At 39.4% G+C, this 21,532-nt stretch carries 25 protein-coding genes; 17 read left to right on the forward strand and 8 right to left on the reverse strand.

The annotated features are described in order from the left end of the window. Positions 1 to 10: 10 nt before the first annotated feature. The 6 genes from RUH74_RS15555 (at position 11) to RUH74_RS15580 (ending at position 7,546) form a co-directional block, all read left to right on the forward strand. On the forward strand, positions 11 to 988 hold the full coding sequence (locus RUH74_RS15555) for a branched-chain amino acid ABC transporter permease (protein ID WP_313801570.1): 978 nt from the start codon (positions 11 to 13) through the stop codon (positions 986 to 988). Further along, positions 960 to 1,733, forward strand: a complete 774-nt coding sequence (locus tag RUH74_RS15560) for an ABC transporter ATP-binding protein (RefSeq protein WP_313801572.1) — start codon at positions 960 to 962, stop codon at positions 1,731 to 1,733. The genes RUH74_RS15555 and RUH74_RS15560 overlap by 29 nt, the downstream gene beginning before the upstream one ends. Continuing rightward, on the forward strand, positions 1,726 to 2,436 hold the full coding sequence (locus RUH74_RS15565) for an ABC transporter ATP-binding protein (RefSeq protein WP_313801574.1): 711 nt from the start codon (positions 1,726 to 1,728) through the stop codon (positions 2,434 to 2,436). The genes RUH74_RS15560 and RUH74_RS15565 overlap by 8 nt, the downstream gene beginning before the upstream one ends. Before the next feature lie 358 nt (positions 2,437 to 2,794). Further along, the gene (locus tag RUH74_RS15570; protein WP_313801576.1) at positions 2,795 to 4,525 is read left to right on the forward strand and encodes an ABC transporter ATP-binding protein; all 1,731 of its coding nucleotides are present in this window, start codon (positions 2,795 to 2,797) and stop codon (positions 4,523 to 4,525) included. Then, positions 4,518 to 6,341, forward strand: a complete 1,824-nt coding sequence (locus tag RUH74_RS15575) for an ABC transporter ATP-binding protein (protein ID WP_313801578.1) — start codon at positions 4,518 to 4,520, stop codon at positions 6,339 to 6,341. The genes RUH74_RS15570 and RUH74_RS15575 overlap by 8 nt, the downstream gene beginning before the upstream one ends. Positions 6,342 to 7,048: 707 nt before the next feature. Beyond that, positions 7,049 to 7,546: a DoxX family protein gene (locus RUH74_RS15580; RefSeq protein WP_313801580.1), complete on the forward strand. Its 498-nt coding sequence runs from the start codon at positions 7,049 to 7,051 to the stop codon at positions 7,544 to 7,546. A 56-nt stretch (positions 7,547 to 7,602) separates the two neighbouring features. Here the strand turns inward: RUH74_RS15580 and RUH74_RS15585 are convergent, their stop codons facing one another. The 3 genes from RUH74_RS15585 to RUH74_RS15595 all read right to left on the reverse strand — a co-directional run bounded on the left by RUH74_RS15585 (position 7,603) and on the right by RUH74_RS15595 (position 9,008). Beyond that, the gene (locus RUH74_RS15585) at positions 7,603 to 7,794 is read right to left on the reverse strand and encodes a YfhD family protein (protein ID WP_102273176.1); all 192 of its coding nucleotides are present in this window, start codon (positions 7,792 to 7,794) and stop codon (positions 7,603 to 7,605) included. Between the two features lie 92 nt (positions 7,795 to 7,886). Next, on the reverse strand, positions 7,887 to 8,021 hold the full coding sequence (locus RUH74_RS15590) for a YfhE family protein (protein WP_313801584.1): 135 nt from the start codon (positions 8,019 to 8,021) through the stop codon (positions 7,887 to 7,889). Between the two features lie 84 nt (positions 8,022 to 8,105). Next, entirely contained in the window at positions 8,106 to 9,008 is a 903-nt protein-coding gene (locus RUH74_RS15595; protein ID WP_313801586.1) for a TIGR01777 family oxidoreductase, read from the reverse strand. Between the two features lie 104 nt (positions 9,009 to 9,112). On the opposite strand from RUH74_RS15595, the gene recX reads away from it, so the two are divergent. Next, complete coding sequence (gene recX, locus RUH74_RS15600; RefSeq protein ID WP_313801588.1) at positions 9,113 to 9,910, forward strand: recombination regulator RecX; 798 nt, start codon at positions 9,113 to 9,115, stop codon at positions 9,908 to 9,910. A 40-nt stretch (positions 9,911 to 9,950) separates the two neighbouring features. On the opposite strand, the gene RUH74_RS15605 is transcribed toward recX, so the two are convergent. Beyond that, a complete protein-coding gene (locus tag RUH74_RS15605; RefSeq protein WP_313801590.1) occupies positions 9,951 to 10,625 on the reverse strand; it encodes an SDR family NAD(P)-dependent oxidoreductase in 675 nt (224 codons plus the stop codon). A gap of 135 nt (positions 10,626 to 10,760) precedes the next feature. Between RUH74_RS15605 and RUH74_RS15610 the strand changes: the two genes are divergently transcribed. Then, a complete protein-coding gene (locus RUH74_RS15610; protein ID WP_313801592.1) occupies positions 10,761 to 11,075 on the forward strand; it encodes a YfhH family protein in 315 nt (104 codons plus the stop codon). Positions 11,076 to 11,112: 37 nt separating this feature from the next. Here RUH74_RS15610 and RUH74_RS15615 read toward each other — a convergent pair whose 3' ends face one another. Continuing rightward, positions 11,113 to 11,259: a YpzG family protein gene (locus RUH74_RS15615; protein ID WP_313801594.1), complete on the reverse strand. Its 147-nt coding sequence runs from the start codon at positions 11,257 to 11,259 to the stop codon at positions 11,113 to 11,115. Positions 11,260 to 11,311: 52 nt separating this feature from the next. Continuing rightward, positions 11,312 to 11,482, reverse strand: a complete 171-nt coding sequence (locus RUH74_RS15620) for a small, acid-soluble spore protein K (RefSeq protein WP_313801596.1) — start codon at positions 11,480 to 11,482, stop codon at positions 11,312 to 11,314. Positions 11,483 to 11,601: 119 nt separating this feature from the next. On the opposite strand from RUH74_RS15620, the gene RUH74_RS15625 reads away from it, so the two are divergent. After that, positions 11,602 to 11,871 (forward strand): YfhJ family protein, encoded by a 270-nt coding sequence (locus tag RUH74_RS15625; RefSeq protein ID WP_313801598.1) that lies wholly within the window; start codon positions 11,602 to 11,604, stop codon positions 11,869 to 11,871. Between the two features lie 226 nt (positions 11,872 to 12,097). Here RUH74_RS15625 and RUH74_RS15630 read toward each other — a convergent pair whose 3' ends face one another. Further along, complete coding sequence (locus RUH74_RS15630) at positions 12,098 to 13,078, reverse strand: metal-dependent hydrolase (RefSeq protein WP_313801600.1); 981 nt, start codon at positions 13,076 to 13,078, stop codon at positions 12,098 to 12,100. A 158-nt stretch (positions 13,079 to 13,236) separates the two neighbouring features. Between RUH74_RS15630 and mutY the strand changes: the two genes are divergently transcribed. Beyond that, positions 13,237 to 14,340 carry an A/G-specific adenine glycosylase gene (gene mutY, locus RUH74_RS15635; RefSeq protein ID WP_396230064.1) on the forward strand — a complete coding sequence of 368 codons (1,104 nt, stop codon included), beginning with the start codon at positions 13,237 to 13,239 and terminating at the stop codon, positions 14,338 to 14,340. Between the two features lie 19 nt (positions 14,341 to 14,359). Here mutY and RUH74_RS15640 read toward each other — a convergent pair whose 3' ends face one another. Further along, a complete protein-coding gene (locus RUH74_RS15640) occupies positions 14,360 to 14,554 on the reverse strand; it encodes a hypothetical protein (RefSeq protein ID WP_313801602.1) in 195 nt (64 codons plus the stop codon). A 127-nt stretch (positions 14,555 to 14,681) separates the two neighbouring features. On the opposite strand from RUH74_RS15640, the gene fabL reads away from it, so the two are divergent. The 7 genes from fabL to RUH74_RS15675 all read left to right on the forward strand — a co-directional run bounded on the left by fabL (position 14,682) and on the right by RUH74_RS15675 (position 21,476). Then, complete coding sequence (gene fabL / locus RUH74_RS15645) at positions 14,682 to 15,431, forward strand: enoyl-[acyl-carrier-protein] reductase FabL (protein WP_313801604.1); 750 nt, start codon at positions 14,682 to 14,684, stop codon at positions 15,429 to 15,431. Positions 15,432 to 15,653: 222 nt separating this feature from the next. Beyond that, positions 15,654 to 15,857 carry a gamma-type small acid-soluble spore protein gene (locus RUH74_RS15650; RefSeq protein WP_313801606.1) on the forward strand — a complete coding sequence of 68 codons (204 nt, stop codon included), beginning with the start codon at positions 15,654 to 15,656 and terminating at the stop codon, positions 15,855 to 15,857. A 207-nt stretch (positions 15,858 to 16,064) separates the two neighbouring features. Continuing rightward, positions 16,065 to 16,316: a YgaB family protein gene (locus tag RUH74_RS15655; RefSeq protein WP_313801636.1), complete on the forward strand. Its 252-nt coding sequence runs from the start codon at positions 16,065 to 16,067 to the stop codon at positions 16,314 to 16,316. 411 nt (positions 16,317 to 16,727) lie between these two features. Further along, positions 16,728 to 17,258, forward strand: coding sequence for a nucleoside tri-diphosphate phosphatase (gene ntdP, locus RUH74_RS15660; protein ID WP_102273189.1), 531 nt, complete (start codon positions 16,728 to 16,730; stop codon positions 17,256 to 17,258). Between the two features lie 120 nt (positions 17,259 to 17,378). Further along, entirely contained in the window at positions 17,379 to 19,127 is a 1,749-nt protein-coding gene (locus RUH74_RS15665) for an ABC transporter ATP-binding protein (protein WP_313801609.1), read from the forward strand. A gap of 383 nt (positions 19,128 to 19,510) precedes the next feature. Then, positions 19,511 to 20,509, forward strand: a complete 999-nt coding sequence (locus RUH74_RS15670) for an ABC transporter ATP-binding protein (protein ID WP_313801611.1) — start codon at positions 19,511 to 19,513, stop codon at positions 20,507 to 20,509. Beyond that, positions 20,502 to 21,476: an ABC transporter ATP-binding protein gene (locus RUH74_RS15675; protein ID WP_313801613.1), complete on the forward strand. Its 975-nt coding sequence runs from the start codon at positions 20,502 to 20,504 to the stop codon at positions 21,474 to 21,476. The genes RUH74_RS15670 and RUH74_RS15675 overlap by 8 nt, the downstream gene beginning before the upstream one ends. Positions 21,477 to 21,532 lie beyond the last annotated feature (56 nt).

Below are 21,532 nucleotides of genomic sequence, written 5' to 3' on the forward strand. Positions count from 1 at the left end.
AGGTGAGCCAATGCTAGCAGAACTAATTAATCCATATCATTTTCAAGTTGCTTCCTTTATTTTGATCAATATCATTCTAGGAATCAGTGTTTATATCACTTTATCAACTGGACAGCTATCACTTGCAAATGCAGGGTTTATGGGAATAGGGGCGTACACATCGGCTCTTTTAACCATTCATTTTGATTTGCCCATTGTATTAGGAATTATTGCCGGGGCACTGGTGGCGGCATTATTAGGGATATTAATCGGCATCCCAACGTTAAGACTGCAAGGTGTCTATTTGGCAATTGTGACCCTTGGATTTGGAGAGGTCATCCGAGTGGTCTTTATCAATTGGGAATCATTAACGAAAGGATCAGTAGGGATATCAGGCATTCCACATATTGGTCGGGAAATATTAAGAGTGTTAAAAGGCTTTGGGTTTGACCCAAAGGTACTTGGTTTGCAAAATAACCAATTTATTTTTTTATCGATTTTTCTCCTTTTATTCATCATCACAATTGGCGTTATTTGGTTCTTTAGGAGACAGCATCGATCACGTGTAGGACGTGCCTTTGCAGCAATTAAGCTTGACGAAAAAGCGGCAGAATCGATGGGAATTAATATTACGTATTATAAGGTCCTTGCTTTTGCGCAAGGCGCATTGCTTTCAGGATTTGCGGGTGCACTATATGCACATGTTCTTGCTTACATAAGCCCTGCTGATTTTGCTTACCATAGGGCTGTTGAAATTTTGATCTTTGTTGTTTTTGGGGGCAGTGAAGTGATTTGGGGACCAATATTTGGCGCGTTCTTTTTAACGTTAATGCCTGAGGTTCTGCGATTTATTAGCGAGTATCGCTATATGATTTACGGTCTAATTATAATCATTTTGATGGCTGTTCGCCCACAAGGATTAATCGATGTAAATATTCTTAATTGGGTAAAGTCAAAAGGCAGGAAAAGGGGGCAAAAGCATGGTACTGGAAATACAAAAAGTATGTAAAAACTTCGGCGGTCTTAGTGCGGTGTCTGATGTCTCGTTTTCAATCAAAAAGGGAGAAATATTTGGGCTCATTGGACCGAACGGTGCGGGGAAAACGACGATGTTTAACTTAATTACATCCATGTTTCCATTAACTTCAGGTGATATTATTTTTTTAGGTGAAAATATTAAGGGGCTTAAATCTCATCAAATCACGAAAAAGGGAATATGCCGGACATTCCAAAATATAAGGCTGTTCCCACAAATGACAGCCAAAGAAAATGTCATGGTAGGGGAGCATTGCCGGACAAAATCAGGTGTATTCAGCAGCGTTTTTGGGACGAAATTTCAGCGGAAGGAAGAAGCGAAAATTCGTACGAAAGCGAATGAACTGCTCGAATTTGTTGGCTTGATGGATTACGGGAATGTGGCCGCTGAAAATTTGGCATACGGGCAGCAAAGAAGATTGGAGATTGCTAGAGCGATGGCAAGCGATCCACAGCTGCTTCTCCTTGATGAGCCTGCTGCAGGGATGAATGAAACGGAAACAAGTGATTTATTCCAGCTTATCAAAAAAATTCAATCCAAGGGGATTACGGTGCTGCTTATTGAACATGATATGCCGCTTGTGATGAAGCTATGCGACCGGATTGCTGTTCTCAATTTTGGAAAGAAAATCGCAGAAGGAACGCCTGCTGAAATTCAGAATAATCCTGCGGTAATTGAAGCATACCTCGGCAGTGAGGAGGATGAGCTATATGCTTAAAGTAAGCGGCATTCATGCCTATTACGGAAATATCCAGGTATTAAAAAATATTGACCTGCAAGTGGAAGAGGGAAGCATTGTGACCATTCTTGGAGCGAATGGTGCAGGGAAAACAACGACGATGAAGACTGTTGCTGGACTATTAAAACCACAGCAAGGAAAGATTGAATTTCTTGGGGAAGATGTAACTGGATTAAGACCGGATCAGCTTTTACGGAAAGGCATTGCCCTTGTCCCAGAAGGCCGGCAAATATTGGCAGGCATGACAGTCATGGAAAATCTGGAAATGGGTGCTTACCACCGGAAGGATAACGAGATTGGCCAAGACCTAGAAAAAGTACTAGAGAGATTTCCAATTTTAAAAGAAAGAGAAAAACAGCTCGGAGGAACATTATCAGGCGGTCAGCAGCAAATGCTGGCGATTGCGAGAGCCATCCTAAGCCGGCCGAAACTGTTGCTGCTTGATGAGCCATCCATGGGACTCGCACCGCTCATTGTCGCCGATATTTTTAAAATTATTAAAGAAATTAATGAAACAGGCACAACGGTCCTGCTTGTTGAACAAAATGCAAGACAAGCGTTAAAAATATCGGATTACGGTTATGTATTGGAAATCGGAAAAATTGTTGCAGATGGAAAAGCGCAAGAATTGCTGAATGATCCACGGATTATGGAAGCATATCTGGGGAAGAAGTCTGGTTAATAATAGGTGTGTGTATAGGGGTTGGGACAAAACTAAATGATCCACTTGTAAATCCGAATAATTTACTAAACACGTAAAAAACAATAAAAACCGAACTACTCTGAAGCTCTAAAATAGAGTTTCAAATAATAGTTCGGTTTTTTCATTTGCTGAAAACCTTTTGTCCCAGCGACTTCTTATGCTATAAATGTAAAGAAAAATATGAATCAAATAGGCGAGCAGGTTATTTGGAAATAAGCAGCCCTTCTTATTTTCACCTGTCTTTAAATAAATTATTTAAAAATTCCGTAAAAAGGGATATGATAATACTAATCATTTATTTAGGGATTCGAAGGAAAAACAGCTTGGAGGATAACAAATGTTAAAGGTCATTACCTATCTAAAACCATATCGGATTGCGGTCATCACTGCACTTATATTAATGCTGACAGAGCTTGGGGTAGAGCTCGTTCAGCCGCTTTTTATGGCAAAGATAATTGATGACGGCATCCTAGTGAACGATTTGTCCGCTGTAATGAAATGGGGCGGTTTAATGGTAGGGTTCTCATTTCTCTCTTTTGCAGCAGGGGTGATGAACTCCTTTTATGCAGCCCATGTAAGTCAAAGCTTTGGATTTGATGTCAGGAAGGCGTTATTTGACAAAGTTCAATCCTTTTCTTTTGCGAACTTTAATCACTTCCCGGCATCCTCCTTAATTACAAGAATGACCAATGATATTACGCAAATTCAAAACACCGTTTTTATGAGTTTAAGGATTATGCTTCGCGCACCTTTGCTAATTATTGGTGGGTTGCTGATGGCGTTCATTGTGAATGTGAAGCTTGCATTGATTTTATCTGCAGTGATTCCCTTTTTATTTGTTTTTCTAATCTGGGTGATGAATAAAGGGGGAGCATTATTTAAAAATGTTCAGGAAAAATTAGACTCAGTGAATGGTGTGATGAGGGAAACGCTGACAGGCATTCGTCTCATAAAGGCTTTTATCAGGCGGAAATATGAAGTGAGCCGTTTTGCGAAGGCAAACAAAGATTTAAAGGATCGGACGGCTACAGCACTAAGAATTATGGAAGTAACGATGCCAGTATTGTTATTGATTATGAATATAAGCATTATCGGCGTTCTTTGGTTTGGGAATATGCAGCTGAACACAGGCGAGGTAAAGGTAGGGGAAGTAGTTGCGATTGTTAATTATGCTACTCGGATGACGGCTGCCTTCTCCATCTTTTCTTTTATCATTATGGCTTTTTCACGTGCTAGGGCTTCTGCCAACCGAATAGTGGAGGTAATGGAAACGCCGGTTGATCTTCTTGATCGAAAGGATGCTGATCATGCGTTAGCTGTGAAGGAAGGAAAAATTGAGTTTAAGAATGTGATGTTTCAATATCCTGGAACCGAAACGGCTGCGATTGATGAATTGAGCTTTACTGTTCAGCCGGGCCAAACGGTCGCAATTCTTGGTGCGACTGGATCAGGGAAAACCTCGCTTTTTCAGCTTATCCCGCGGCTATATGATGTGAGTAGCGGACAAGTATTAATCGATGGCATAGATGTTCGCGAGATGAAGATGGAGAATTTGCGAAAGCAAATCGGATTTGTCCCGCAGGAAGCTTTGTTATTTTCCGGGAGTGTAAAGGAAAACATCGAGTGGGGCAAAGAGGATGCTTCTATGGAAGATATTGTGGAAGCAGCAAAAGATGCACAAATATATGACACGATTATGAAATTACCGAATCAGTTTGAAACTAATCTAGGACAAAAAGGGGTTAACCTTTCAGGCGGGCAGAAGCAGCGGCTTTCTATCGCGCGGGCGCTGGTTAGACAGCCTAAAATACTTCTGCTGGATGACAGCACGAGTGCATTAGATCAAAGAACAGAGGCAAAATTGCTTCAGGCGTTAAAAGCTTATACATGCACAACACTAATCATCACACAGAAAATTAGTACGGCAATGGAAGCGGATCAGATTCTCCTTTTAGAGAGTGGAAGATTATTAGCTAAAGGGACACATGACTCTTTGCTTGAAACCTCAAAACTTTATCATGCAATTTTCAGCTCCCAATCGAGAGAGGAGAGCAGAAACCATGCTTAAAGAGATAATCAGACCTTTTCAATATAAAAAGATTAGTCATTTGAACGTCAAGGGAACACAAAGTAAAAAACAAAAGTCAAAGAATTACTTAGCTACTTTAAAAAGAATCTGGCAGTTTCTTTCTTCGAATAGAGGGCTATTATTTCTTGTTTTATTTATGGTTTTCATTAGTTCTGCCTTAGGATTGCTTGGCCCATATTTAGTTGGCATGGCGATTGACGATTATATTGTTACGAGAAAGATGGATGGGTTCCTTACTTTACTAGTTAGTCTCGGAGTGATTTATGTTTTCTACTCCCTATCCATCTGGTTTCAAAACTACTGGATGATTGGGATCGCACAGCATACCGTCTATACAATGAGGATGCGGCTATTTCAGCATTTGCATAAGCTGCCGATTCCTTTTTTTGATAAACGTCAGCATGGCGAATTGATGAGCAGGATTACAAATGATATTGAGAATGTCAGTTCCACACTGAATAGCTCTGTTATTCAAATTTTTTCAAGCCTACTTACCCTTATTGGAACAGTGGCTGTCATGCTTTGGCTAAGCCCGCTGCTGACCTTATTAACCTTGATGATTGTTCCTCTCATGTTTTTCGGCATGAAGTGGATTACGAAACGGACGGGCCCATTGTTTAAAGAACAGCAGCGAAATCTGGGTGAATTGAATGGATTTATTGAAGAAACGATTTCAGGACAGCGAATTATTAAGACGTTTTCACAAGAGAAGAAGGTCACCGTTGAATTTTTGGAAAAGAGTGAACGATTAAAATCGGCAGGCTTTTGGGCACAAACCTATTCTGGCTATATTCCAAAGCTAATGAATGTCTTAAATAATTTGAGCTTTGCCATTATTGCAGGGATTGGAGGAATCCTCGCTTTAAATGAGATGATTTCAATCGGTGTGATTGTTATTTTTGTTGAGTATTCGCGTCAATTTACCCGTCCTTTAAATGATCTTGCGAATCAATTTAATACCCTTTTATCCGCTATAGCAGGTGCAGAACGAGTATTTGAGATCTTAGATGAAGAGGAAGAATTCAAAAATGAAGGCTTGCTACAGGAGCTCCCGCAAATAAAAGGAGAAGTAGAATTTAGGAATGTGACCTTTTCCTATGAAGAGAAAAGCAAAACAGTTAAGAATATCGACCTCCATGTGTATCCGGGTGAAACCGCCGCATTTGTCGGACCTACAGGTGCAGGAAAAACAACGATGATCAATCTGCTTTCACGCTTCTATGATGTGGACAGCGGGAGTATTTATATTGATGGGCATGATCTTTCAAAAGTGAAAAAAGAAAGCCTGCGTAAACATATGGGCTTTGTTTTGCAGGATTCGTTTATGTTTCAGGGAACGGTTCGCGAGAATATACGCTATGGAAGACTGGATGCGAGCGATGAGGAAGTTGTCGAAGCAGCCAAGCTGGCCAATGCCCATTCCTTTATTGTGAGGCTTCCAGATGGCTACGACACTGTTTTGAGCCAGGAGGGAAGCAGCATCAGCCAAGGGCAAAAGCAGCTGCTATCCATCGCAAGAGCCTTTCTTGCCAATCCTTCAATCTTAATTTTAGATGAAGCAACGAGCAGTATTGACACGGTCACAGAATTGAAGATACAAGCCGCTTTGCAGAAATTAATGAAGGGAAGAACAAGCTTTGTCATTGCCCATCGATTAAACACAATCCAAAATGCAGATCGGATATTTATCCTAGACGAAGGAAGGATTATTGAAGAAGGCAATCATGTTACCTTACTAGAGAAAAAAGGATTTTACTATCAATTGCATGGAAAGGCATATACATCAGGGATATAAACGAAGAATGCAAATTAAACTGATCGAGCTGCAAGATAATGATTAGATTGTTCGATAAATTTAATGAATTGCTAGATAAAATAGTTAGAATGCTAGATAAACTGATCGAACTGCTAGATAAAAGTTAGAATGCAAGATAAACCGATGTAAAAGCTAGATAAACTGATTGAACTGTTAGATAAAATAGTTAGAATGCAAGATAAACTGATCGAACTGCTAGATAAAAGCTAGAATGCAAGATAAACCGATGTAAATGCTAGATAAATCGATCGAAATGCAAGATAAATCGATGCAAATGCTCGATAAATTTGTAATAGCTGCCCGCTAAATGAAAAGCATCTCGATAAAAGATAAAAAACCTGTGAAATTGTTCATTTTCACAGGTTGTATTGGTTTACCCACAAACTTATTAACAATAAAAGATAAATTAGACTATTTTTGCATGTATCCACATGATTGTGGACACATGCCTGTTCACAAGTTATTCAAATTCTCATAACCTTTTGTGAAGAATTGGTGAAGTAGATTGTCAATTGAGTAAGAATAGCGTATATTAAAAGTGTAGAAAGAAAGTGAAATGCTTCACAAATAGGCGAAGGTTTTTAAAAGCTTTCTACAAAAGAAGCTGGCCGGCTTGAACCCTAAGTTGGGGTAAAAATTTTTAAGTTGAATTGTGAAATAATTCACAAAAACAGGAGATGATTAATATGAAATGGTGGAAAACTCCTCAAGCAGCGGTAGCATGGACAATTTTGCGAATTTGGCTAGGGATTCAATGGATTCAAGGAGGATGGCATAAGGTTGTTGACGGTTTTGATGCCAGTGGATTTATGCAAGGCGCGATTGCAAAAGCAGCTGGTGAAAATCCCGCAGTGCAAGGATGGTATGCTGGATTTCTAGAAAACATTGCATTACCAAATGCAGATTTATTTAGCACATTAGTTGCATACGGTGAAGTTTTAGTAGGACTCGGTTTAATTCTTGGAGCAGCAACAATCCCTGCTTTAATTGCAGGCGCATTTATGAACCTTAACTTCTTATTAGCAGGAACTGTCAGCACTAATCCAATCCTTTATACAGCAGCAATTATCCTACTCTTTACAGGCAGCGGAGCATATTTCTGGGGTGTTGACCGCTTTGCTATCCCATATGTGAAGAACCTTATTGGAAAAAAAGGGAATAAAGAAATTGCACATAATCACTAATAGATAAGAAGCAAGCTCCTGGCAAAGGGAACTTGCTTCTTTTTTTATTTCAGCACTCAACTTCTTCTTTGCTTTCCTTTTACTCTTTGATTGGCAGCATTGGCGCGAGCTTGCGCTTCTAGATCGGCTTGATCGGCTAACTCGGCTGAGTATTCTTCGTCAATTCCATCAGATTTCATATTTTGTGGAACTTGTGGAAGCGATGCTTTGTTTTTATCCCGAGATCTTTGTCCACGTGAACGACCCATTCATAAAAACCCCTTTCAAAGATAAACGTACGGAATGCTTATTGATTCCGTACGTTTATTTTTTCCGTAAAAAGGGACTTTATGATTGGCAATTAATGTTTTGCTTTATTGTCGACATACCCGCCTGCACGGTCGGCACGTTGAAATTCGCGTTCATAGAGGACCTCTTGCATGCTTGATAATGTGCGTTTCTTTTTATTTTTTGTTTTTTTATCCACTGCGATCATCCTTTCTAAATAAGGTTTTTTTCACATCTTCCTTATTTTTCCCTTATTAAATAGGATTGATACAGCCAATTGAAATTTTTCGAACTAATAAATATCCTCTAATGCATGTTTTAAGTCTTCGTATAAAAATGAGTATCCATTTGCTAAAAGCTTTTGAGGCAGCACCTTTTGTCCTTCGGATACGAGAATACTCATTTCCCCCAGTGCAATTTTTAATGCCAAACGAGGTGCTGGCATCCAATGAGGTCGATGTAAAACCTTTCCTAGTGTCCGTCCAAATTCTTTCATCTTCACTGGATTTGGTGCCGTAAAGTTAACAGGGCCTTTCACTTGTTTATTTGAAACAGCAAACATCATTCCATTTACAACATCCTTCAGATGAATCCATGAAACCCATTGATTCCCGGTTCCGACCGTGCCGCCAATAAAAGCTTTATAAGGCAGGGCTATTCGTGGCAAGGCACCGTCTAAATTATCGAGAATAATGCCAAATCGGCAATAAACGGTTCGAATGCCTAAATCTTCAACTTTCCAAGCGGTTGCTTCCCATTTTTGAACCGTTCTTGCAAGAAAATCATCGCCTGCTTCGCTTGAGTATTCGGTGAAAATTTCCGAATCTGATATGCCGTAAAAGCCGACAGCACTCGCCTGTATGAATACGTCAGGCTTTTTTTTGAGCCTGCTAAGTATTTTTTCAACTTCATTTGTTGCTGAAATCCTGCTTTCCAAAATTCTTTTCTTTCGATTCTCTGACCATCTGCCACTATTGATCGATTCGCCCGCAAGATTGATGAACACATCTACACCTTCTAGAACTTCCCACGGCCGGTCCCCTTCATTAAGCCACTGAACATAGGTTAACTGTTTTTTATTTTCATTTGCATTTATTTTTCTCGTTAAAATATATACCTCGTGTCCATTCCGGATAAAATCCTTCGTTAACGCACGACCGACAAAACCTGTACCACCGGTCACTGCTATTTTCATTTCTATTCCTCCTTACAGCTCTGACTAATTTGTTTATATACTTTCGATAGGTTAAGTCAGAAACCCTTTTTCAAATGTGATACATTAAAGAGGAGGTGAAGAAAATGCCTACGATAACCAAAATTACAGTTCAGCAGAAAAAGACGGACCGTTACAATGTTTTTTTAGACGAAAAATATGCATTTAGTGTGGATGAGGATGTGCTGATTAAGCATCAGCTCAAAAAAGGGATGGAGCTGGATGACTTTTCACTTTCTGAAATTTCCTATCAAGATGATATTAGAAAATCATACAACTTAGCGATTCAGTATTTAGCGAGAAGAATGCGGTCTGAAGCAGAGGTTAGAAAAGCGCTAAAGGATAAAGAGGTAGATGAAAGCATCATTCAAGAGGTGATTCATAAATTGTATGAGTACTGCTTTTTAAATGATGAAGAATTTGCGATTGCCTTTGTAAGAACAGCGATGAATACGACAGATAAAGGGACAGACTTAATTCGAAGGGAATTAAGAGAGAAGGGAATAACGGAAAATCTAATCGAACGTGCTTTAAAGGAGTATCCTTTTGAACAAGAGTTAGAAACAGCGATTAAGCTTTGCGAGAAGTTTGTCCAAAAAAATACACGCGATTCTTCACGCGTTATGAAACAAAAGCTTGAACAAATGCTTTTTCGAAAGGGATTTTCTTTAAGTACCATTCAGACTGCTCTATCAGAAATGGAGATGGAAAAAGCTGAGGATGAAGAAATGGCAGCTTTGCGCAAACATGCAGAAAAAGCCCATCGTAAATATGCTAGCCTGGAAGGCTTCGAATATGAGCAGAAGATGAAACAAACGCTGTTCCGAAAAGGTTTTGCATTTGAATTAATTGAACAGGTTTTAACCGAATTTAAAGAAATATAAAATCACATGGTTGCGCCATGTGATTTTATATTTCTAAAAACTACTTATCCGATTCAATGATAATGGCATCCTTTTCAATATTCGCCAAAATCTTATCGGCAATTTCAGCTGGGGAACGAAGCCCGGATTTATCCTTAATGAAATTATTATGATCCCAAAATGGCGTATCCATTCCCCCCATGTAGACCGCTTTTACATGAATACCTGTATGCGCATACTCGATCTGTAAGCTTTCCGTAAATCCTCGAACAGCAAACTTACTAGCAGCATAAGCGGATTCATTTATTTTTCCGCGAAGACCAGCAGTCGAAACAATATTCATTACTAATCCTTCATTATTTTTAACAAGGTATGGCAAGACTGCTTGCGACATGTAAATCGTACCTAGTACATTTATGTGCAGCATTTCCTCTATTTCCGCATGGGACATTTTTTCCAATGGTCCAAAATGCCCGATTCCTGCATTGTTGATTACACCGTAAAGGCTGAATTCTTCTGCTGCATTGCTAATAAATGCTTGAATTTCAGAAGGGCTGCTAACATCCACTGTAAAGGAATCAGCCTGTCCATTTTCAGCTTGGATTTGTTTTTGCACATCCTTTAATTTTTCTAATGTTCTTCCTATTAATAGAAGATGGTATCCTTGTCTGCTGTATCTTAATGCCAGCTCTTTTCCTAAACCAGACCCTGCACCTGTGATGATAATTGATTTCATTTGTTTGCTCCTTTATGTAATAACTTAAGGCTTTTCTAAGCGCTCACAATTCAATATACTTAATATGTTCATGAAAAGTATATTTACAATTTTAATGTTACACCTATAAGGAAAAGATGGAAAGGGTGATGAGTCATGTCTGAAAAGAGATATAGTGAAATGTCAAAATATGAGCTGCAGCAGGAGATAGCCCGTTTAAACGAAAAGGCAAGAAAAGCCGAACAAATGGGGATGGTAAATGAGTTTGCTGTTATGGAAAGAAAGGCAGTGATGGCAAAATCCTATTTATTAGATCCAGATGATTATAAACCAGGAGAGCTTTATGAAATTGAAGGTGATCCAGGCGCATACTTTAAGATCGACTATATGAACGGAGTATTTGCGTGGGGGTTCCGCTTAAATGGAGATAAAGCGGAAGAGGCGATTCCGATCTCGATGCTAAAAAAATAATAAGAAAGAGGATGACTGGAGCCATCCCCTTATCTCACTAAGAATTCTTTCTTATTTGCCGTTTTAAAATAATCAGGTTTTGCGTTTGTGTCGTTTCGCCATTAGCCTGTGAATTCGAATGCTTTGGGTTGAAATGCGGAGAGGTGAATTTACTTTTATCCAAATAATTCGTAAATTTTCCCATCATCATTCCTCCTCAATTTTAAAAGAACCTTCTGTGTGCTACAGACGAATGGTTAAAAATCAGGTGTATCGCTGTCGCGGTTGTTTGAAGCCCGCATTCTTTCCTGTGGATGGGTATTAATGGTCCCATTTGCCCGCAGGGAATTGTATTCTGCCTTTGCACGGGGCTCGCCCTCAAATTTATTATTGTTTTGGTTTGGGAAGTTCTTTGCTTTGTTTCGCATATACGCACCTCCTAGACCTTCTTTAAAACCGTGAAAGCATTCATGCATCTCACGTAAATATAGTATTTGCTGTTCTTATAAAGGTATGATAGATAGTTAATGGAAATGAGGTGGAAGCAATGAATGAGTATCAGAAGAGATTATTCGAACGTTTGCTTGAATTAAACGATCAGCTTTCAGCGAATCAAGCACAAACATGGGTGGAGCTTTTATGGGAAGATTTTGAGGCGACGCATGCAAAAGCGGGCAGGGAGTATAAAGGGAGCGAGATGACTGAAAAGGTAGTAAGGCAATGGATTGAGTATTATGGGGATAAGCTTCATGAATTTGTGGCTCAAAATCCGAAGTATAAGCATTTGCTTACAGAGGATCAAAGCAAGCTGCATTGAGAAAAGCGGAGGCGCCTTGGTCATCGCCGTGCAAACTGGAAGGACCGGTTCTTTCGATAAAGGAAACACGGTGAGCGAGAGCGAACCGATGTTGACGCAATCGTTGCGGAGGGAGCCTGAAGTTTGATAGGCGATAGGACGTTTGTGCTAGACAATTCTCTAACTTCAAAGTTATACTTTCTGATGCATTAAAACCGGCTGTCTCAAGCGAGACAGCCTGCTCTATTTAACCCGGAATGATTTCTAGTTTTTTCCGCAGCTTTTCTTCACTAAAAATCCATCCAGTATACGACGTTAATATTTCTAATTGATGATCTAATTGGACGACCGCAACGAATGGATAGTAATCATTGCTTCGGTAGCGAAGATCAATGAATCGAACTTCATAATAGTCATCATATTCGTCAATTTCCCAGCGATAGACTGGTGAAAATGATAAAAAGGCGGATAAGTTTTTATCTTTTTTTGCGGCTTCTAATACAGGTGTTTCTGGTACGGGAACACGATTGAACTGATCTAAAATACAAACCTTGCTATCGATCGCACGTCCGACAAAAAATTGATGTTTATTCATCACTGCAATACGCCACTGTTTAAATTTCATTGTCGGCGCAATGATTATTTCAGTTGCGTCAGGAATCATTTTTTTAACTTCCTTCAAAACTTTACGCTGTGCGATAAAACGTAAGATATAATAGATAAATAAAATGGCGTAAATCGAAATAAAGGTATATCCTGGATTTGCGCCAAGTGCCCATATGAGCAGGCCGATAATATGAATCCCGAAAATATACGGGTCAAATGTGTTAATGACACCTAGTGCGACCCATTTTGAAGAAAATGGCCGCAATGCTTGTGTGCCATACGCATTAAAGATATCAACAAACACATGAAGAAAAACAGCAATAAAGGTCCATATCCAAAGATGGAGTAAATTTGTCTCAGGGAAAAATGGATATATGGCTGCTGTTAAGGCTATCGGCCAAAGGAGAACAGCTGGTATAGAGTGGGTGATCCCACGATGATTTCGAATATAAACAGCATTATTTTTTAATTTTAAAATTGTATCAATATCAGGTATTTGTGAACCGATAATCGTTCCAATCATGACGCTAGTTGTTGCGGCAGTACTTTCTGCAACAACCGGATCTAATGTCGAAATGCCCGCTAGTGCAAGTCCCATAACAATATGTGTACCTGTGTCCAAGGGGAATGACCTCCTTCATTTAAAGGATGTACTAAAAGGGACCGAAAAATTACTTTTCAACTCTTATTTATAATTTTAGCTGTGTTTCTCATGAAACACTAGTGAAGAAAAGAGTAATTTTTAAATTGATATCCAAAGAAAGATGGAGGAGCAAAATTTTGATAAAAAACGAAATAAGCCAGTTGAACAAGATAGATATAGCAGGATTTCAGCAAGACTTAATCGGCTGGTTTGAAGCTGAACAAAGGGATCTTCCATGGAGAAAGGACCGGGATCCCTATAAAGTATGGGTATCTGAAATCATGCTGCAGCAAACACGTGTTGATACTGTTATACCCTATTTTCTCAATTTTATTGAACAATTTCCAACGATTGAGGCCCTTGCGAATGCAGATGAAGAGAAGGTTTTAAAGGCATGGGAAGGACTTGGCTATTATTCAAGGGTCAGAAACCTCCAATCAGCGGTAAAAGAGGTTCATGAAAAATACGATGGGAAAGTGCCAAATAATCCTAAAGAGATTTCATCTTTAAAAGGTGTAGGACCCTATACAGCCGGTGCTATTTTAAGCATTGCATACGGCATTCCTGAACCAGCTGTTGATGGAAATGTGATGCGTGTTCTTTCAAGAATTTTATCTATTTGGGAGGATATTGCTAAAGCCTCCTCAAGAAAGGTTTTTGAAGAGGCAGTAAGAAAGCTAATTTCCCGCAGCAATCCATCCTTTTTTAATCAGGCACTAATGGAGTTGGGTGCCTTAATTTGTACACCCACATCCCCTAGCTGTTTGTTATGCCCGGTTCGAGAGCATTGCCATGCTTTTCATGAAGGAACAGAAAACGAACTGCCTGTGAAGACGAGAACAAAAAAACATCGGCATGTTCAGATTGTAGCTGCGGTGCTGACAAATAGCGAAGGAAAATTTCTAATTCATAAAAGACCGAGTGAAGGGCTGCTAGCAAACCTTTGGGAGTTTCCCAATATAGAGGTGCTCCTGCCACATATGAATGAAAAAGAACAATTACAGGATGCAGTAAAGGAATTATACAAAACGGACATACAGATTAGTGAAATGATTGGACAAATTGAGCATGTATTTTCACATTTGACTTGGAATATTAATGCTTACAAAGGAAAAGTTCATTTTATGAAAAAGGAAGCAGAGGATTTAAGGTTAGTTACTGCGGAAGAAATGAAGGAATTCACGTTTTCGGTATCCCATCAAAAAATCCTTCAGCAGTTTCTTGAAAGTGAAGCAGAATGAAAAGGGTGTTACCCCCTTTTCATTCGTTCTTAAGATTTTTTAATCCACCCCGATTTTGAATTTCTTCAACGATTTCTTTTTGAATGGCTTGACCTTCCGCATTCAAATAGGGGACAATTTGCTGGAAAGAATGATGAAAGAAAGCAAGCTCATCATTATTCCAATCCGCCTTTGCCATCATCGATAATTCAGTCATATCTCGCCCATTATACATAAGCAACTTCCTTTCAAAACAATGTTACTCTTATTGTTATGAACTGGATTGCTTGGTATACATGGAAAAGATAAAATGGGCAAAAGAGAGTTTAAATAATGAGATCGCGATAGAAAGGATTTTTTACATGACACAAAAAGTAGCTTTAGTAACAGGCAGCAGCAGAGGTATTGGAAAGGCCACGGCATTAAGGCTGGCAAAAGAAGGGTATGATATCGTTATAAATTATGCGCGAAGCAAAACGGCAGCGTTAGAAACAGCTGCGGAAATTGAAGCACTTGGCAGAAAAGCGTTACCAGTAAAAGCGAATGTGGGTGATGTGGAAAAAATTAAATTCCTATTCGAGGAAATTGAGCGTGAGTTTGGCAGACTGGATGTATTTGTTAATAATGCAGCATCAGGCGTTCAAAGGCCTGTGATGGAGCTTGAAGAATCTCACTGGAATTGGACAATGAATATTAATAGCAAAGCACTTTTGTTTTGTGCGCAGGAAGCGGCAAAACTAATGGAAAAAAATAATGGCGGAAAAATTGTCAGCATCAGCTCTTTAGGTTCAATCAGATATTTAGAAAATTATACAGTTGTTGGGGTATCAAAGGCAGCGTTAGAAGCGTTAACGAGATATTTAGCAGTCGAATTAGCCTCTAAAAACATTACGGTGAATGCTGTTTCAGGTGGAGCAGTTGATACAGAAGCATTAAAGCATTTTCCTAACCGTGAAGAATTGCTGGCTGAGGCAAGAGAGAAAACGCCAGCAGGAAGAATGGTTGAAATTGATGATATGGTCAATGCCGTTATGTTCCTCTTAGCAGATGAGTCAAGCATGATTCGCGGCCAAACTATTATTGTTGACGGGGGAATATCATTGCTTGTTTAATTAGTCTCTCGCGGACTTAAGAGGAATCAAGTCTGAACGAGTCAAGCTGGCATCAGCAGCAACCGAATTCGAACTTAAACCGGCAGCAGAGCAGGCTTTATACATTCATGAGAAATACGGATGCTTGCAGGAATTTGCACTGTTAACTCGAAATTAATTTTTAAAAATTTGTGGATATTTCCTCTGCGCTTGGACAAATTAATAGGCGTGGAGGTGATAACAATGGCAAAACAACCAAACCAAACTCAAGCTGGAACGAACATTCAAGAAGTAAGACAACAAAATGCTCAATCAGCAGGTGCAGGAGCTGGCGCTGGTCAATTCGGAACAGAATTTGCTAGCGAAACAAATGCACAAGAGGTAAGACAACAAAACCAACAAGCAGAAGCTCGTAAAGCGAAAAATTCAGGCCGTCAAGGTCAGTAATACCAAAAAGGCGCTCTTCATTCGGAAGGGTGCCTTTTTTTATTTATTCGTTTAGTTTTATCGATTAGGGCAATAATGAGTATGTGAAAAATCCACATTCCTTTCGACAAAACTTCCTTTGGCTCAACAGAAGTAGTCAAAGGAATCGTGCATAAGTGAGAGAATACATAATACAGATAAAACAAACAGGACGGTGATACTTGAATGATGAAAAGCTTTGACCTTTTAGTGACAGAACAAATGCAAACAATGGAAAAACTATTATATTTGCAAAGTGAGCTGGAGCGTTGTGAAGAAATCGAAGAAGAGCTAAAATTGCTCCAGCAGGAGACAGAGCTGGAAAGTCTACAAATGGAAATAGCTAATATGAAAAAAGAGTTAAGAGAGATCCATCGAGTATTTGAATGCCAAACGGAGGAAGTCATTCGTTCTTATCAAGAGGTGAAAGTTTCAGTATAAAAGTTGGTTTTAAAAACTAATTATATTTTTTCTATTAGCCATTGGGGATTTTCTAATGGCTCTTTGTTTTAAATTTCTACTGAAACCGTTATAATAAATAGAAAAAGGATTCGTACTTTGTTGCCTTTAATTGATTTAGTAATATAGTGAGAAATTTGGAATTCGTATAGCGATGAATTAGACGGTGTCTAGCTTTTGCACCTAGGGGCCGATTCATAAGCCAATCCGACAAAAAGGGTAAAAGGACAACCTTTCTGCCAGCATGTCTTATGTTTGAAATCTCTTGGGCTCTAAGGAAAGCTATTTAGAAGATAGACTTCGCAGAAACAAGTGGTTTCTGCTCGTTTCGAAGGCGTATACGCATTTCAGCTAGGTTTCAAAGCCCGGGTATATGAAAGTAGGGGAAAAAGAATGGCCGTACCCATAGAAGGAGAACCGATACAAATTCATAGTTATAAACATAATGGGCACATCCATCGCGTCTGGGATGAAACAACCATATTAAAAGGAACGCAAAATCTAGTTATTGGTGGAAACGATCGGACGATTGTTACAGAATCAGATGGAAGAACATGGGTGACTAGGGAGCCAGCTATTTGTTATTTTCATTCACAATATTGGTTTAATGTAATTGGCATGATTCGTGAAGATGGCATTTATTATTATTGCAATCTTAGCTCTCCATTTATTTTTGATGGAGAGGCCGTAAAGTATATTGATTATGATCTTGATATTAAAGTGTTTCCAGACATGACCTTCAATTTGCTGGATGAGGATGAATATGAGCGTCATCGTCAGGAAATGAATTATCCAGAGCCGATCGACCGGATTCTGAAGCATAATGTTGATCAATTAATTCATTGGATTAGACAGAGAAAAGGTCCATTTGCTCCAGATTTTATTGATATGTGGTATGAAAGATATTTAACATACAGACGCTGATGAATGTGCCAAACGTAACGCCTGTTGAGTCTTAGATCAACAGGCTTTTATGTGGAAAAATAATGAACAATGCACATCCATTATTCTATGGGGCCAGTTATGGATAAGAGGAGGAAAAAGTTGGATAGCATCAAGCGATACATGCAGTTTGTTAAACCATATCGACTTCAAATCATAGTAACCATCATCATTGGGATTATTAAGTTTGCCATCCCGCTTATGATTCCGCTTTTAATCAAATATGTGATTGATGATATCGCAGGTAATACGGCTTTAAGCAGTGCAGAACAAACGAGCAAGCTGTTTTTGATTATGGGAATGATGATAATTATATTTGTTGTTGTCAGACCGCCGATTGAATATTACCGCCAGTACTTTGCACAATGGGTAGCAAGCAAAATTTTATACGATATTAGAGATAAGCTGTTTACCCATATTCAGAAGCTTAGCTTTAAATATTATTCAAATACAAGAGCAGGGGAAGTTATTTCAAGAGTCATTAATGATGTCGAGCAAACGAAGACTTTTGTCATCACTGGATTAATGAACCTGTGGCTGGATATCGCAACAATTATTATCGCAGTGGTCATCATGCTGCAAATGGATGTCACTTTAACGATTGTTTCTTTAATTTTATTCCCATTCTACGGATTTTCAGTGAAATATTTCTTCGGCAATTTAAGAAAGCTGACAAGAAGAAGATCACAGGCACTTGCAGAGGTACAAGGCTATCTCCATGAACGAGTACAAGGGATGGCTGTGATTAAAAGCTTTGCGATCGAGGATTATGAACAAACACAATTTGATAAGCAAAATAGTAATTTTTTAACAAAAGCAATTGACCATACAAAATGGAATGCGAAAGCTTTTGCTGTCGTGAATACGATTACAGATATTGCCCCATTAATCGTCATCGGTTATTCAGGATACCAAGTAATACAAGGGCATCTTACAATTGGGACGATGATGGCGTTTATTGCTTATATCGACCGGTTATACAATCCGCTTAGAAGGCTAGTGAATTCTTCAACTACGATGACCCAGGCCATTGCATCAATGGACAGAGTTTTCGATTTAATCGATGAGAAATATGATATTGATGATTCTCCAAAGGCAATTGAATGTAAAAATGTAAAGGGAGATATCGATTTTGAACAGGTCAGTTTTTCCTACAGTGAAAAGGAAGAATCTGTTTTGAAAAATATATCTCTCCATGTACAAAAGGGAGAGACAATCGCTCTTGTCGGTATGAGTGGAGGGGGGAAATCCTCCCTTGTCGGACTTATTCCTCGATTTTATGATGTTTCTAAAGGAAGAATTCTTCTCGACGGACAAGATATTCGTTCGTTTAAGGTTCGTTCCTTAAGAGATAAAATCGGAATGGTACTGCAGGATAATATTTTATTTAGTGAATCGGTGAAAACGAATATTTTATTAGGCAAACCGGATGCAACGGATGAAGAAGTGATTGAAGCAGCAAAGGCGGCCAATGCGCACGAATTTATTATGAATTTGCCAGATGGCTATGAGACGAAAGTAGGAGAACGTGGTGTGAAACTATCGGGCGGCCAAAAGCAGCGGGTCGCAATTGCGAGAATCTTTTTAAAGAATCCGCCTATCTTAATTTTGGATGAAGCGACATCTGCACTAGATTTAGAAAGTGAGCATTTGATTCAGGAGGCGCTTGAGCAATTAGCGAAGGATCGAACAACCTTTATCGTTGCTCATCGCCTATCAACGATCACACATGCAGATCGCATCATTCTCATTGAGCACGGAGAAATTGTAGAAATTGGCAGTCATGATGAATTAATGAATAAACAAGGAAATTATTATAAACTTTTCCAAGTGCAGCAACTAGACCATTAAACGATAAGCTGACCCCAAAGGGTCAGCTTTCTTTTTGTCTTTTTAGTAAAACGAATAGTCATTATTGCCTAACTCATACATATGATAGTAAAGATTAATGAGGTGGACATGTCTAATTTTACGCAATTTTGTCGGAAAATATAAAATTATTGATATATTCATATAATTTAAATAAATCAGTAGACTTAAAGAAATTTTTTTAATAGAATAAAAAGCAAGCGATAGAGAATTCCGAAATTGTCTAGCTACAGCGCCGATCGCCTAACAAACTTCAGGTCCCCTCCCTACGATAAGTCGAGGCTCTCCAGTTTGTACGGCGATGATCAAGGCGCATGCGCTATTCTCGGAAATCAAAGGGTGGACACCTAGAAAGGAGTATCACTGTGACACAAGCTCCAGTATTAGATGTAAAGCAGTTGAAGACATCATTTTTTTCAGCGGATGGAGAAATACCTGCAGTTGATGAAGTGAGCTTTTCGGTAAATAAGGGGGAAATTCTAGGAATTGTAGGGGAGTCTGGCTGTGGAAAAAGTGTCACTTCATTATCAATCATGAAGCTAATCCCTCAGCCGCCAGGGAAAATTGTCGGTGGAGAAATTTTGCTCAATGGGGAGAATATTGTCCATTCCTCTGAAAAAAGAATGCGTGAAATTAGGGGAAATGAAGTAGCGATGATTTTCCAGGAACCAATGACTTCATTAAACCCGCTGTTCACAATTGGCAATCAGCTGATGGAAGGCATTAAAATACATACAAAAGCTGGAAAGAAAGAAGCCTTTGAGCGAGCAGTTGAAATGCTGAAGCTTGTCGGTTTGCCTAGGGCAGAACAAATTATGCATGAATATCCTCATCAGCTCTCTGGAGGAATGAGGCAAAGAGTCATGATTGCGATGGCGTTATCCTGCCATCCGAAGCTGCTGATTGCAGATGAGCCTACAACGGCATTAGATGTAACTATTCAAGCACAAATTCTAGCTTTAATGAAGGATCTGAATGAAAAGCTGGACACAGCGATCGTCTTAATTACCCATGATTTAGGGGTAGTAGCGGAAGTGTGTGAACGAGTGATTGTGATGTATGCAGGAAAAGTTGTGGAAGAGGCACCAGTCATGGAGATTTTTAAAAATCCGAAGCATCCGTATACGCATGGATTGCTGCAGTCGGTGCCGGATGTCCGTGAAAAGAAAGAGCGTCTCTATTCCATTCCCGGCAATGTTCCAAAGCCGGGATCGATTAGGAAGGGCTGCCGCTTTGCAGCTAGATGTGAATTTGTTCATGAACGCTGTCTTTCAGACACCCCTCCATTGTACAAGGTAGAAGGTGCCGATCAGCATACAGTTAGATGTTTCCTGCATGAATCAGGAGGTGCGGCAAGTGGCTGAGGTCCTGTTAGAAGTCAATCAATTAAAGAAGTACTTTCCAATAACCGGGGGAATATTCGGTAAAAAGGTTGGGGAAGTAAAGGCAGTTGACGATATTAGCTTCTTCGTAAATAAAGGAGAAACGCTGGGCCTTGTTGGCGAGTCGGGCTGCGGCAAATCAACGACAGGGCGAATGTTAATGCGTTTGATTGAGCCAACTGAAGGAAACGTTCTCTTTGAAGGAAAAGAGTTAACGAATCTATCTGATGGGGATATGCGAAAAATGCGCAAGGAAATGCAAATGGTTTTCCAAGATCCCTTTGCCTCCTTAAATCCTCGCCATACAGTAGAAAAGATTTTAGAAGAACCGCTCATCGTTCATGGGATTGGAGATAAAGCGGAGCGGAAAAAAAGAGTAAAAGAAATGCTCGAGGTTGTTGGCCTAAGCAGCTATCATGCCAAACGCTATCCGCATCAATTCAGCGGCGGCCAAAGGCAGCGGATTGGGATAGCGAGAGCGTTAATGACGAAGCCGAAGCTCATTATTGCCGATGAGCCAGTTTCCGCATTAGATGTTTCTATTCAGTCTCAAGTATTAAATCTTCTTGAAGATCTCCAAGAAGAATTCCAGCTCACATATATATTTATTGCCCATGATTTAGGGGTTGTAAAGCATATTAGCGATCGAGTAGGTGTGATGTATCTTGGAAGATTAGTAGAAATTACTACAGCCGAGCAACTATACGAGAAACCGCTGCACCCATATACGAATGCCTTATTAGGTGCTGTTCCAGTTCCAGATCCTACTTTGAAAAAGGAGAGGGAGCTTTTAACGGGCGATATCCCAAGTCCTTCAAATCCGCCATCTGGTTGTGCATTTCACACGCGATGCAAAGAGTGCATGGACATTTGTAAAACAGAAAGACCTCAATTAGAGGAAATTGAACCGGGTCATTTTGCGGCATGCCATTTGTATAAAAATAATTGATTTGGCACATTTGGAAATGCTGCATGAATGATAGATGTCAAAAGCTAGAAGTCTGT

It is taken from the genome of Cytobacillus sp., assembly GCF_032154635.1.
GTDB lineage: Bacteria > Bacillota > Bacilli > Bacillales > Cytobacillaceae > Cytobacillus.

Coding starts and splice junctions, on each gene's coding strand:
- RUH74_RS15585 (WP_102273176.1), bottom strand. CDS start 7,794: ATGGGTCGTTCACGTGGACAAAGATCTCGGGATAAAAACAAAGCATCG.
- RUH74_RS15650 (WP_313801606.1), top strand. CDS start 15,654: ATGGCAAAACAACCAAACCAAACTCAAGCTGGAACGAACATTCAAGAA.
- RUH74_RS15625 (WP_313801598.1), top strand. CDS start 11,602: ATGAATGAGTATCAGAAGAGATTATTCGAACGTTTGCTTGAATTAAAC.
- RUH74_RS15570 (WP_313801576.1), top strand. CDS start 2,795: ATGTTAAAGGTCATTACCTATCTAAAACCATATCGGATTGCGGTCATC.
- RUH74_RS15615 (WP_313801594.1), bottom strand. CDS start 11,259: ATGGGAAAATTTACGAATTATTTGGATAAAAGTAAATTCACCTCTCCG.
- RUH74_RS15655 (WP_313801636.1), top strand. CDS start 16,065: ATGAAAAGCTTTGACCTTTTAGTGACAGAACAAATGCAAACAATGGAA.
- RUH74_RS15605 (WP_313801590.1), bottom strand. CDS start 10,625: ATGAAATCAATTATCATCACAGGTGCAGGGTCTGGTTTAGGAAAAGAG.
- RUH74_RS15640 (WP_313801602.1), bottom strand. CDS start 14,554: ATGTATAATGGGCGAGATATGACTGAATTATCGATGATGGCAAAGGCG.
- ntdP (WP_102273189.1), top strand. CDS start 16,728: ATGGCCGTACCCATAGAAGGAGAACCGATACAAATTCATAGTTATAAA.
- RUH74_RS15595 (WP_313801586.1), bottom strand. CDS start 9,008: ATGAAAATAGCAGTGACCGGTGGTACAGGTTTTGTCGGTCGTGCGTTA.
- RUH74_RS15565 (WP_313801574.1), top strand. CDS start 1,726: ATGCTTAAAGTAAGCGGCATTCATGCCTATTACGGAAATATCCAGGTA.
- RUH74_RS15620 (WP_313801596.1), bottom strand. CDS start 11,482: ATGCGAAACAAAGCAAAGAACTTCCCAAACCAAAACAATAATAAATTT.
- RUH74_RS15555 (WP_313801570.1), top strand. CDS start 11: ATGCTAGCAGAACTAATTAATCCATATCATTTTCAAGTTGCTTCCTTT.
- RUH74_RS15610 (WP_313801592.1), top strand. CDS start 10,761: ATGTCTGAAAAGAGATATAGTGAAATGTCAAAATATGAGCTGCAGCAG.
- fabL (WP_313801604.1), top strand. CDS start 14,682: ATGACACAAAAAGTAGCTTTAGTAACAGGCAGCAGCAGAGGTATTGGA.
- recX (WP_313801588.1), top strand. CDS start 9,113: ATGCCTACGATAACCAAAATTACAGTTCAGCAGAAAAAGACGGACCGT.
- RUH74_RS15560 (WP_313801572.1), top strand. CDS start 960: ATGGTACTGGAAATACAAAAAGTATGTAAAAACTTCGGCGGTCTTAGT.
- RUH74_RS15575 (WP_313801578.1), top strand. CDS start 4,518: ATGCTTAAAGAGATAATCAGACCTTTTCAATATAAAAAGATTAGTCAT.
- RUH74_RS15580 (WP_313801580.1), top strand. CDS start 7,049: ATGAAATGGTGGAAAACTCCTCAAGCAGCGGTAGCATGGACAATTTTG.
- RUH74_RS15590 (WP_313801584.1), bottom strand. CDS start 8,021: ATGATCGCAGTGGATAAAAAAACAAAAAATAAAAAGAAACGCACATTA.